The 11268-nt window shown below is 62.1% G+C and carries 10 protein-coding genes; 4 read left to right on the top strand and 6 right to left on the bottom strand.

The window, feature by feature from the left end; translation table 11 throughout:
* Position 1: 1 nt before the first annotated feature.
* From NJT13_RS20050 to NJT13_RS20040, 3 genes are all read right to left on the bottom strand, one after another.
* On the bottom strand, positions 2-922 hold the full coding sequence (locus tag NJT13_RS20050) for a branched-chain amino acid ABC transporter permease (protein WP_254525929.1): 921 nt from the start codon (positions 920-922) through the stop codon (positions 2-4).
* Positions 913-2157 (bottom strand): ABC transporter substrate-binding protein, encoded by a 1245-nt coding sequence (locus NJT13_RS20045; protein WP_254525928.1) that lies wholly within the window; start codon positions 2155-2157, stop codon positions 913-915. The genes NJT13_RS20050 and NJT13_RS20045 overlap by 10 nt, the downstream gene beginning before the upstream one ends.
* A gap of 286 nt (positions 2158-2443) precedes the next feature.
* Positions 2444-3376: a TIGR03619 family F420-dependent LLM class oxidoreductase gene (locus NJT13_RS20040; protein ID WP_254525927.1), complete on the bottom strand. Its 933-nt coding sequence runs from the start codon at positions 3374-3376 to the stop codon at positions 2444-2446.
* A 72-nt stretch (positions 3377-3448) separates the two neighbouring features.
* On the opposite strand from NJT13_RS20040, the gene NJT13_RS20035 reads away from it, so the two are divergent.
* Positions 3449-5062 (top strand): class I adenylate-forming enzyme family protein, encoded by a 1614-nt coding sequence (locus NJT13_RS20035; RefSeq protein ID WP_254525926.1) that lies wholly within the window; start codon positions 3449-3451, stop codon positions 5060-5062.
* Positions 5063-5379: 317 nt separating this feature from the next.
* On the opposite strand, the gene NJT13_RS20030 is transcribed toward NJT13_RS20035, so the two are convergent.
* On the bottom strand, positions 5380-6147 hold the full coding sequence (locus tag NJT13_RS20030; protein ID WP_254525925.1) for an enoyl-CoA hydratase/isomerase family protein: 768 nt from the start codon (positions 6145-6147) through the stop codon (positions 5380-5382).
* Between the two features lie 72 nt (positions 6148-6219).
* Here NJT13_RS20030 and NJT13_RS20025 point away from each other — a divergent pair, with 72 nt between their 5' ends.
* Complete coding sequence (locus tag NJT13_RS20025; RefSeq protein WP_254525924.1) at positions 6220-6615, top strand: acyl-CoA thioesterase; 396 nt, start codon at positions 6220-6222, stop codon at positions 6613-6615.
* Between the two features lie 27 nt (positions 6616-6642).
* Here NJT13_RS20025 and NJT13_RS20020 read toward each other — a convergent pair whose 3' ends face one another.
* The gene (locus NJT13_RS20020) at positions 6643-8223 is read right to left on the bottom strand and encodes an AMP-binding protein (protein WP_254525923.1); all 1581 of its coding nucleotides are present in this window, start codon (positions 8221-8223) and stop codon (positions 6643-6645) included.
* 172 nt (positions 8224-8395) lie between these two features.
* Between NJT13_RS20020 and NJT13_RS20015 the strand changes: the two genes are divergently transcribed.
* Both NJT13_RS20015 and NJT13_RS20010 read left to right on the top strand, forming a co-directional pair.
* Entirely contained in the window at positions 8396-9331 is a 936-nt protein-coding gene (locus NJT13_RS20015; protein ID WP_254525922.1) for an amidohydrolase family protein, read from the top strand.
* Between the two features lie 272 nt (positions 9332-9603).
* Entirely contained in the window at positions 9604-10065 is a 462-nt protein-coding gene (locus NJT13_RS20010) for a MaoC family dehydratase (RefSeq protein ID WP_254525921.1), read from the top strand.
* A gap of 244 nt (positions 10066-10309) precedes the next feature.
* Here NJT13_RS20010 and NJT13_RS20005 read toward each other — a convergent pair whose 3' ends face one another.
* Entirely contained in the window at positions 10310-11077 is a 768-nt protein-coding gene (locus NJT13_RS20005) for an SDR family NAD(P)-dependent oxidoreductase (RefSeq protein WP_254525920.1), read from the bottom strand.
* Positions 11078-11268 lie beyond the last annotated feature (191 nt).

Raw genomic sequence — 11268 nt, 5'->3', positions numbered from 1 at the left:
GTCAGTGCTCCGCGATGCCCGAGTGGCCGAGCAAACCGTACGGTCGGATCAGTAAGACCGCGATCATAATCACGAACAACAACAAGCCGACGAAACTACTGATGTAGTAGGCCCCGATTCCCTGGGCCATGCCGATGATGAGTGCACCGAGCAGCGCCCCGCGGACGCTTCCGAGGCCACCGAGTACGACCACCAGGAACGCTTCGATGAGTATCTCGGTGCCCATCGTTGGGTACACGCCCAGCAGTGGACTGGCGACAACCCCGCCAACAGCGGCTAGCCCGACGCCCAGCCCGAACATTCCGGTAAACACACGCTGTACGTTGATGCCCATCGCCTCCACCATCTCGCTGTCGAGCGTTCCGGCTCGGATGATGATGCCCACCCTGGTGCGCTGGATGAACAACCACAGACCGAGCGCCATCAACAGGCCGAAGCCGATGATGAACACCCGATACGTGGGATAGGAGATGAATCCGAGCTCCGAGACGCCGCCCAGGGCCTCCGGTGCTCCGAGGCTCAGCGGTGACGACCCCCAGACGAGTTTGATGAGCTCGTCGAGGATGATGGACACGCCGAACGTCAGCAACACCTGATAAATTGGGTCGCGGTCGTACAGCGGCCGAATGGTCGTCGACTCGGTAAGGATTCCCACCAGAGCCACGAGGAACGGCGCGATGAACAACGCCACGAGGAAACTCTCGGAGAATCCGAAAACGAAGACCCCGAGGTACCCCCCGAGTGCGTAAAAAGCGCCGTGGGCGAAATTCACCACGCCCATCAATCCGAAGATGAGCGAGAGCCCCGACGCGATGAGGAACAACAACAGGGCCCTCGAGAGGCCGTTGAGGACCGCAGTGGGGTCCACGAACATCGTCACGTGCGAGGCCGTGGTCAGGTCGGCGACCATCGTTAGGACCATGCCGGGAGCGCTTCGCAGGCGCTCGAGCAATCCTGGACGACTTCTCCGCCGGCACGGCGCTGGATGACCTTCATGTACTCGGCGTCGGCGCTTCGCTCGCTCTCGGCCGTCCCCTGCAGGACGAACCAGTCGCTGACGTTCTGGTGGTCGCACGGCCGGAACTCCTGGTTACCGCCCTTGTAGTAGGGGTCGTTCGTCCAGCCCTCGAGCGACGTCGCGACGTCGTCGGCGCTGATACTGTCGGCGTCGTTGGCCGCGTTGAGCAGCGTCGTGGTCGAACCGTACTGCATTCCCGAGGCCATCGGCGGTTTTTCGTTGTACTCGCTCTCGTAGGACTCGACGAACGTCTGGTTTTGGTCGGATTCGATACCCCAGTAATAGGGGCCGCCGGCGTAGATGCCCTCGACCGAGTCCATCGATTTGTTCAGGGCGATGCTGTTCCAGGCCATCGCGATATTCTCGAATTCCTCGCGGGCGCCGAACTGGAGCATCTGGTTGACGCATTTGACCTGGTCCTGTCCCCACAAGGTCATCATTAGCGTGTCAGCACCGCTGTCTATCGCTTTGGAAATCTGGCTCGAGAAGTCGTTGGCCCCGAACGGCGCGAAACTGGTGCCGGCAATTTCACCGCCGTTTGCAGGGATGATCTCCTCGTACGTCTTCTGGATCGTTTGACCCCAGGTGTAGTCTGCGGTGATACAGTAGATGCTCTGGGACCCCTGTTCGTTGATGAGGTACGGAATCGTCCCCTGTGCCACGATATACGTACTGGGATTGTTCGTGTACACGTACGGGCCACAGTCGGCGTTGACGATGGCGGCCGATCCGATACCGCCGATGTACGGAATTTCTTCCTGGTTTGCCATCGAGGCGATGGCCATCCCCACGGAACTGCTCACCGCACCCGAGAGGGCGTCGACGTTCTCCTGACGAATGAGTTCCCGCGCCGCGCGAACCCCCGCGTTCGGGTCCGTCTCGGTGTCTCGGACGATCATCTCGACGTCTTCGCCGTTGACGCCGCCGTCCTCGTTGATGTGTTTGACCGCCAGTTCGTCACCCTGGACGACGCTCGGGCCGGATGCCGAGAACCCACCGGATTGTGGCGCGAGCGTTCCGAGCGTGAACGCGTCGCTGCTCCCACCGCCTCCCGTACAGCCGGCCAGGCTAATCGCCCCACCCGTTGCACCGATCACTTTCAAGACTGACCGCCGATTTCGAGTGTCATTCTCTACCATGGGATGTACCAACGTCTCCCGTCCAGGGATTTATATCTATCGAAGACATTGACCTTCTGGGGCATATGTCTTTAAATAATCAATAATACCTTAACTAATTTACCAGTTTATCAACTTAATGTCCTCGAACTATGCTAAGTTGGGTATCCGGAGGTACGTAGAGGAACGCGGTTCCGGAGATTCGAAACCGGAGATACGAACTGGAAACGAACACGGCGGTGCGAATCGAAATGATCGGTTCAACGATGAGGTGTAGTAGTAGCAGCAGTAGTAGTCGATTTATCGATTAAAAGGACGGGATAACTTCTTCGCCGAACCGTTCGATCTGGTCGCATTGCTCGGCCGGATCGACCGAAAAGAAGTCGATGAAGACGTGCGTCGCACCGGCGTCGGCGTAGGCTTCGACGTCTTCGATGACGCTGTCAGCGTCACCGATAAGCGGTCTGTCAGTGTCGAGATCCGTATCGGTACCGACGTGGGCCGATCGGCCGGCGGCCACGTTCGGGGTGCCCGACCGATCGAAGTCGTCCCATGCGGGACGGAGGCGCTCGTATCCCTCGGCAACTGCATCCGGGCGCGCACCGTAGATCGACCACCCGTCCGCGTACTGCGCGGTGCGTCGGAACGTCGCGCCCGAAAACCCTCCCATCCAGATCGGCGGTCGATCCCCTTCGGGAGCGGGATAGAACCCGGTTTCGGGGAACGAATGATGTGGCCCATCGAAGGAGAATTCGTGTTCTTCGCAGGCACGCGTGAATATCTCGAGGAACTCGTCGGTTCGGGACCCGCGTTCGTCGAACGGAACGTCGAGGACGTCGAATTCCGTCCGGAGCCACCCCGGTGCCACGCCGAATTCGAACCGGCCGTTCGTGAGCCCCTCGACCGACAGCGCGAGTTTACTGAGTACGACCGGGTTCCGGTAGGGCACGACGCAGACGTTCGTCCCGAGCCGAACGTCTTCCACCTGGCTCGCGAGATAGGAGAGCACAGTGAACGTATCGTAGGCTTCGCGGTCGATCCCCTGTGCAGGCGGTGCCTTCCCGCTCGGTGTGAACGGATATTCGTTCGGAATCTCCGCGGGGAAAGCGACGTGGTCACCGGTCCACACGACGTCGAATTCCTGTTCTTCCGCGGTGGTCGCGAGATCCTCGAAGACGGATGGTGACGCGTGCGGTCCGAACGGTGTGAGCATGATGCCAAACTCGACAGTGGCTGCCATACACACGCAGATTGCAGGGCAGGCGCATAAATATACCCATGCTTTTAAACGACCGACCTCCATTCATAGGACATGCTCGAGTGGCCTACTAGCACGATTTACGAGGCAGTCTCGACCGTCACCGACCGACGACCCGACGACACTGCGCTCGTATTCGACGATGACCCTATCAGCTACGGTGACCTCCGCGACCGGAGCCTGTCGTTCGCGGCGGGGCTCGCGGACCGCGGTATCGGCGAGGGCGACACCGTCGCGGTGTGGCTCGCGAACCGACCGGAGTGGGTGGTCACACAACTAGCCGCGTCGTTCCTGGGTGCGAGCGTCGTCGCCGTCAACACCCGGTACCGCAAGCACGAACTGGAGTATATGCTCCGAGATTCGGGCGCGACTGCGCTCGTTCTCGAAGAGTCGTTCCTGGGTCGCGAGTACCTGGAAATGGTCGCGGATCTCGCCCCGTCTCTCTCGAGTGTAGAGCCCGAGTCGTTCGGTCCGGACTCGTTCTCGAACCTCACGACTGTCGTCTCGATCGAGCAGGACACGGACTACAGCGCCGTCGAAGGGTTCGGGGAGGTGATGACGGACCGACCGACCGCATTCGATCCGACGGGCGACGGTGACACGCCCGCAGTCATTTTCTACACGAGCGGGACCACCGGAGACCCGAAGGGATGCGTACACGACAATCGATCGGTGCTCAATCACTCGTACAACATCGCTTCGTATCTGGGAGTCACCGACGGGGACGTTGGGCTCGGAGCGATCCCGTTCTGCGGAAGTTTCGGGTTCAATATCATGTGTTCCTGTCTCTCCCACGGCATCCCGCTCGTCGTTCAGCCGCACTTCCAGCCCGAACGGACGGTCGGACTCGTCGACCGCCACGACGTGACGTATTTTTCCGCGACGGCTCAGATGTACCTTCGAATGATCGATGCCGACACCTTCGCCCCCGAGCGCGTCGAAACGCTGCGCCGCGGAGCGATGTTCTTCGCGAACGGATACAACGAACCCGACTTCGAGCGCATCGAGGACGCAGTTGGCTTTCCGATTTGCCAGCCGTACGGCCTTTCGGAAGCGAACACACAGATATTCGTCGGGGACCCCGAGGCCTCGATGGCGCAGCGAAAGAAAGTCGGCGGACCGCTCGTCCACGAGGACCTGGAGGCAAAGATCGTCGATCCCGAATCGCGCGAGGAATTGCCGCCCGGCGAGCGAGGCGAACTCGCACTGCGGGGATACAACGTCATGCAGAGGTACCTCGGTAAGCCGAAGGCCACCGCCGAGGTGTTCGACGACGAGGAGTGGCTGTACACGGGTGACCTCTGTGAGCGAGACGAGCAGGGCCGATTGTACTACCACTCGCGAATCGACGACGCGCTCCGCGTTCGTGGCTTTCTCGTGTCACCGGCGGAAATCGAAGCGGCCATCGACGATCATTCCGCAGTCGCGGTTTCGCAGGTCGTCGGGGCTCCACACCCGCGTCACGGACAGGTCCCGGTGGCGTTCGTCACCGTCGAGGACACGGTAACCGGCGACGAGATCGTCGCGTACCTCGAGGAGCAGATCGCCGACTACAAAATCCCGGCGGACGTGGTCGTCGTCGAGGAGTTCCCGCGCACCGAGGGGCCCCACGGTGCAAAGATCCAGAAAAACGAACTCCGCGATCGGGTCGAGGACCGGTACCAGTAAGCCGTTTTGCGTGACGGGTTTGGGGGGGATCGGTACCAGTACGTCGTTTTGCGTGACGGGTTTGGGGGGGATCGGTACCAGTACGTCGTTTTGCGTGACGGGTTTGGGGGGGATCGGTACCAGTACGTCGTTTTGCGTGACGGGTTTGGGGGGGATCGGTACCAGTACGTCGTTTTGCGTGACGGGTTTGGGGGGGATCGGTACCAGTACGTCGTTTTGCGTGACGGGTTTGGGGGACCAGTATCAGTACGCCGTTTTTGCGATCGGGTCGGGGACCGGTACCCCTCTCCCCTCTCGCCTCGGAACGTCCGATCTCGTCAGTCCCTGAACGTGCTCAGACGTTCCTCTACATCGCCTTCGTCCGCGGCTTTTCGCATGTCCGCAAGTTCGCGTTCTGCGAGCGGTGCCCACTCCCCGTCCTCGAGCGAATCGGTCGGGTCCGCGAGTCGCTCCTTGAGCAAACGGATGGTGAGCCCGCTACTCGTCTCGAAGTGAGTGAGCGTCTCGGTGACGGCGTCATCGAGCGATTCTGCCGGGGTTACTCGCGCGACGAGCCCTGCACGCTCCGCCTCGGTCGCCGACACTTCCCGGCCGGTCAGGAGCCACTCCCGGGCGCGGTGTTCTCCGATCGACCGGGGCAGAATCTTCGTCACGTAGCCCGCGATCGGGATGCCGAGGTTCACTTCCTGCAGGCCGAACGTCGCATTTTCTGTGGCGAGGACGACGTCGGCGCCCAGACAGAGCATGAAGCCGGCGCCGAACGCCCGGCCCTGCACGGCAGTGACGACAGGGACCGGACACGTGCGTAACGCCTCGACGACGTCGTGCATTACCGCTCCGCCTTCCACGACGGCGTCACCGTCGGGCATATCCGCGAGATCTATCCCGGCACAGAAGTTCTTCCCCCGACCGCTAAGTACGACCGCGTCCACGCTCTCGCCGTCTATATCGTCGAGTCTCTCGGTCAATCGCTCGACCGAAGAAAGCGGGAGGGCGTTGAGTTTGTCCGGTCTGTCGAGCGTGATTCGTCCGACACGTTCGTCTCCGACTGTCGTCTGTTCGATGTCGAGGTGGTCGTCGTCCATACGATTTCTCTTCGAGCGGGGCCTCATAACGTTCCCGCTCTATTAAGTGACCCCCTATCGAATTCGTTTCTCATGCCGTTTACGTTTACCCAGCGAGTTCGCCTGGAAGACACGAGTACAGCGGGGACCCTCTACTACGCGACCGTTCCGACGTACGTCGGCCGGGCGGTCGAGGAACTCCTCGCCGCGACTGGCCATCCCTATCGTGACAACCTCGAGGAGGACCTGGGGCTGCTCGTGGTTCGAACCGAATCCGAGTACTCGCGGCCGATGCGAGAGGGCGACGACATACGCATAGACGTCACGCCCTCAGTGGGCGAGTCTTCGATACGGTTCGACGCGTTCGCCACGCGCGACGGTGAGGAGGTGTTCCGGGCGAGCGAGACCCGCGTTTCGGTAGACATGTCGACGATGGAGTCCCATCCGGTCCCCGAGTCGCTCCGCGAGGGGTTGGCCGAGTACAGCTGAGGTCCCCGTCACTCACCGTTCCGTCGCCTACCGCTCGAGTTGGTAGCCCGCCTCGTCGCGGTCCCAGGCGTCGGCGAGGTATTCGTCGACGACTCGGAAGCGCTGGACCGTCTCTTTCGTCTCGGTGGTCGGGAACGAGTCGACGAACGCGACGTACTGCGGTACTTTGAAGTACGCGATGCGGCCTTCGCAGTGTTTCACGATGTCGACCGGATCGAGGGCTGCCCCGTCCTCGAGTTTGACCGCGGCGAATACCTCTTGACCGGCCACTTCGTCGTCGGCACCGACGACGACGACGTCGGCGACGTCGGGGTGGTCCTCGACGATCCGTTCGACCTCGAATGCGGACACGTTCTCCCCCATCCGTCGGATGAAGTACGACTTTCGTTCGACGAAGTGGTAATCGCCGTTCTCGTCGTAGTAACCGATGTCGCCGGTGTGCAACCACTGGTTCTCGGTCGCCTCGACCGTGGCTTCCGGCTTCTCGAAGTACCGTTTGAACATGGCGTTCGGTCGCGTCGGTCGGACGATGATCTCGCCTTCCGTCCCCGGCCCGACCGGCGTGTCGTCCTCGTCGACGACAGCTACCTCCTGGTACTCCGTCGGTCGGCCGAGGCTCCCGGTACGCGGCTCCTCGACGGTCCCACTCAGGGCGAGGCCGCCGCTCTCGGTCAGGCCGTATAGCGGCACGACGGTACAGTCGAACGTGTCTCCGAAGTCGGCCTGTCGGTCGTCGGCGATCGCGCCGAAGGCGATCCGAACGGGGTTGTCCGGTGCGTCGGTCTCCTTGTAGAGGATTTCGGAGATCGCCGACGAGAAGTGGATGATCGTCGCGTCGTGGGACCGAACCCGGTCCCAGAATTTCGATTTGGAGAACCATCGCTCCATCGCGAACGGAACGGACGCGACGAGCGCCTCCGTCACGACCATCTGTGCGAAGATGTGAAAGAGCGGCTGGGACATGTAGAGGACGTCGTCGTCAGTTGGCTTGACGATCCGATCGGCTATTTCGGTCGCAACCGTGAGGAACGCCCCGTGCGGGAGGACGACACCCTTCGGCATTCCCGTCGTCCCGCTCGTGTATATTATCGTCGCGGCGTCGGCCTGCGTCGCGTCCGGCGAAGGCGGATCACCGGACGCGCGTAGCGCGCCGAGGGGTTCGAATCCATCGGCTTCGGTGCCGACACAGTACCGGTGTGCAACGTCGACGTCGTCTTCGACTTCACGATAGTTCTCGAGGCACTCGTCCCCGATAATGGCGACGGACGGATCGGCGTCGGTCAGCGTGTACTCCAGGTCGTCGCCGCGTAGCGAGACGTTGAGGGGAACGAGGACGGCTCCCGCACGCAGTGCGCCGAAGTACACCGGCAGGAACTCCGAGCGATTGTACATCATCACGACGATCCGGTCGCCCGCTCCGACCCCGATTTCATCGAAGCCCGCGGCGATCCGTTCGGATCGCTCGGCCAATTCTCCGTACGTGAGTGTCTCTTCGGGGAACGTCGCGAAATCAGTGTTCCCGTGTTCGTCCGCTCGCGCGTCGAGCAACTCGACCAGATTTGTCCAGTCGCTGAGACTCGGCTGCCAGCCACTGACTTGTGAATCCATATCATAGACACGTCCACGGCGGGGCTTTAACGTTTCTGACCGTTCGAACCGGGAGGCGATTCGCAGGTCCCTCAGTTCGTGACTGATGCGTGGACCGGTCACGTCTCCCACCGACACCCGACCGAACCGACCCTACATATTGATAATCGCGGCTACGAAATCCCCCGGGTGAATGAGCGAAGTGATAGATATTCACGCCCACCTCTGGGCGGAGGACTGGCTTCCGAAGCGCTGGTGGGAGAGCCTCGTAGACGTCATCGTCCGGGAAAACGAAACGCACGGAACCGAGATAGACCGGTCGACGGTGCGCGAGCGGTATCTGCCGACGTACTGGGACCCCGAAGCGGAGCACCTACTCGAGCGCATGGAGGAGGCCGGCATCGACAAGCAGGTGGTGTTCCCCATCGATTGGGGACTGCACCTGGGCGAACCCGATACGTCGATCGAAACGGTCAATCGTCACTTCGCGGACCTGGGCGCAGCCCACGACGAACTGATCACGTTCGCCACCATCGACCCGCGCCGCGACGGGGCCGTGGAGTTTATCGACCGCGCGCTGGGGGAGTGGGGGATGTCGGGACTGAAACTCCATCCTACCGCGGGATTTCACCTCCACGACGAGGAGACGTACCGGCTGTTGGAAGTCGCGGACGACTACGACGTTCCGGTACTGACGGACTCGGGTCCCATTTCGGCGCCCCTCTACAGCAAGTACTCACACCCCATCCACGTCGACGAAGTGTTAGTGGACTTTCCCGACCTCGACGTCGTGGTCGCACACATGGCGCTTGGCTGGTGGCGCGACCTCCTCGCCATCGCGGATGCGAAGATCAACACTGGCCTCCACGTAGACGTCTCGGCCTGGCAGGACCGCGCCCCGGAACACCCCGACGAGTTCGCGACCGCCGTCCGCGGGTTCGTCGATGCACTCGGTGCGACGCGCGTTCACTTCGGCACCGACGACCCGGCGTTCGATCCGGTCTTTCCGAAAGATGACTGGATCGAACTCGTTGCCGGCCTCGCAGACCGGACCGTCGACCCGACCTTCACGCAGGCGGAGGTCGACACTATCCTGGGCGCCGGTGCGGCGAAATTGCTCCCGGAGTGATCGGCTCGGTGCCCGTCGACTCCCCCAGTCGCGTTCTCGCCGAGCGATCCGCCCTCCGCTGAACGGCCACGGCCGTACTGCTCGGACGAATTCGAACAGGAAACGATCGGTCCGATCTCGCTATCCAGAGTTTCCACTTCGGACGTCGTCGGCTGCCGGTTGTCCTCGGCTACCTCTCTCGTCACCAAACTCGAGACAGCGTTCGCGTCGGCCGACTCGAGGCGACGCTCGTGCCACAACTTTCTATACCGCCCACCGAGTCAGTCTCTCGCATGGCCGACAGCCGCGTCTTCGAGGATTTCGACGTCGGGGAACAGTACGAGACCGACGGCCGAACGGTGACCGACTCGGATATTCGACTGTTCATCGGCGCGACCGATGCGACCGATCCAATCCACGTCGACCGAGACTATGCGGCGGATCACCCCCTGGTCGACGACGTGGTCGCTCAGGGCACGCTGCTACTGGGTATCGCGAACGGGTTCCTCGTCGAGGCAGTCGCGAGTGATGCCGCACTGGTCATGAATTACGGTCACGACGAGGTCCGGTATCTCGAGTCCGTGTCCCCGGGCGAGACGGTCCGCGGCGAGATCGAGATCACCGACACCGAGCGGCGAACCGACGAGTGGGGACTCGTGACTGCCCGAAACGAGTTAGTGACGGACGGCGGGAAGACGGCAGTCGTAGACGTACACACCATGCTCGTCGCGACCGCCGACAACGACGCGCTGTAACGGCCGCGCACTCGAGGTGGCGGACTCACCGAACTCGGTCTACAGGAGCGCTCAGTTCGACGGCGCACATTCTGTTGCGTGCGTAGTTCGACGGTGCCCAGCCTGCTGGCCGGTAGTTCGACGGTGCCCAGCCTGCTGGCCGGTAGTTCGACGGCGCACGGCCTGCTGCGCACGTCGATCAATGTGACGAGTCCGAGTCAGCGAGTTCTATCTCGAGAATCGAACGTCGAATTACGACGTGGCGCTACTGGGCGGCGATCCCACCGTCAGCGACGTGGATTTCCCCCGTAACGTACCCGGCCGCATCGCTCGCGAGGTAGACCGCACTCGCAGCGATCTCGTCCGGGTCGGCGAAGCGGTTCTGCGGGATCGTCTCGAGGATGTCGTCGCGGATGTCCTCGTTTTCGCGAACGCCCTTGGTAAACTCCGTTTTCACGTAGCCCGGCGCGAGGGCGTTCACGCGTATCTGTGGCGTCCACTCGACCGCGAGCGATTTGGTCATCCCGACCATCGCGTGTTTCGATGCCGTATACGGCGTCTGGTAGGGAAGTGCAACGACGCCGCCGACACTGGCTACGTTCACGATCGACCCGGTGCCATCGCGTTCGTCGACCCGCCGGCCGAACTCACGCGCGCAGTGGAACGCTCCGGTGACGTTTACGTTCAGGATCGTGTTCCACGTCTCGACGTCCAGGTTCCGCGTGTTTCCGAAGTAGGGATTGACTCCGGCGTTGTTGACGAGCACGTCGACCTCTCCGAGGGTTGCCTCGACGTCGTCGAACATCGCTTCGACGGCTGCCACGTCGGTCACGTCGAGCGGGCGCGGGTGGGCAGTCCCGCCCGCCTCCTCGATACGGTCCGCCGTCGCCTCGAGAGCGTCTTCAGACCGGGCGACCGGTGCGACGTCCGCACCGGCCTCGGCCATCGCCACTGCGATTTCCTCGCCGATACCACGACTCCCGCCAGTTACTACTGCGACACGGCCTTTCAGAGAGAATGCGTCGAGTCCCATAGTATCAGATTGCCAAATCTCGGATAAGAACATTACGTTACACGGTGAACCGTCGGCAGCGGTAGAACGGGGCCTCGCCGGAGTGTCCCGATACCGAGAGAATGGACACCGAGACGGGAGAGAGAGGACGGATTCAGGACGGGAGAGAGAGGACGGATTCAGAGACGGGAGATAGGCAGATGGCGAGTCGC

The sequence above is a fragment of the Natrinema caseinilyticum genome (genome assembly GCF_024227435.1).
Classification (GTDB): Archaea; Halobacteriota; Halobacteria; order Halobacteriales; family Natrialbaceae; genus Natrinema; species Natrinema caseinilyticum.
Note: the sequence above shows the minus strand (reverse complement) of the source record. Positions and strands in the feature narration are given on the sequence as shown.

Coding starts and splice junctions, on each gene's coding strand:
- NJT13_RS20005 (WP_254525920.1), bottom strand. CDS start 11,077: ATGGGACTCGACGCATTCTCTCTGAAAGGCCGTGTCGCAGTAGTAACT.
- NJT13_RS20040 (WP_254525927.1), bottom strand. CDS start 3,376: ATGGCAGCCACTGTCGAGTTTGGCATCATGCTCACACCGTTCGGACCG.
- NJT13_RS20010 (WP_254525921.1), top strand. CDS start 9,604: ATGGCCGACAGCCGCGTCTTCGAGGATTTCGACGTCGGGGAACAGTAC.
- NJT13_RS20045 (WP_254525928.1), bottom strand. CDS start 2,157: ATGGTAGAGAATGACACTCGAAATCGGCGGTCAGTCTTGAAAGTGATC.
- NJT13_RS20050 (WP_254525929.1), bottom strand. CDS start 922: ATGGTCCTAACGATGGTCGCCGACCTGACCACGGCCTCGCACGTGACG.
- NJT13_RS20025 (WP_254525924.1), top strand. CDS start 6,220: ATGCCGTTTACGTTTACCCAGCGAGTTCGCCTGGAAGACACGAGTACA.
- NJT13_RS20015 (WP_254525922.1), top strand. CDS start 8,396: ATGAGCGAAGTGATAGATATTCACGCCCACCTCTGGGCGGAGGACTGG.
- NJT13_RS20020 (WP_254525923.1), bottom strand. CDS start 8,223: ATGGATTCACAAGTCAGTGGCTGGCAGCCGAGTCTCAGCGACTGGACA.
- NJT13_RS20035 (WP_254525926.1), top strand. CDS start 3,449: ATGCTCGAGTGGCCTACTAGCACGATTTACGAGGCAGTCTCGACCGTC.
- NJT13_RS20030 (WP_254525925.1), bottom strand. CDS start 6,147: ATGGACGACGACCACCTCGACATCGAACAGACGACAGTCGGAGACGAA.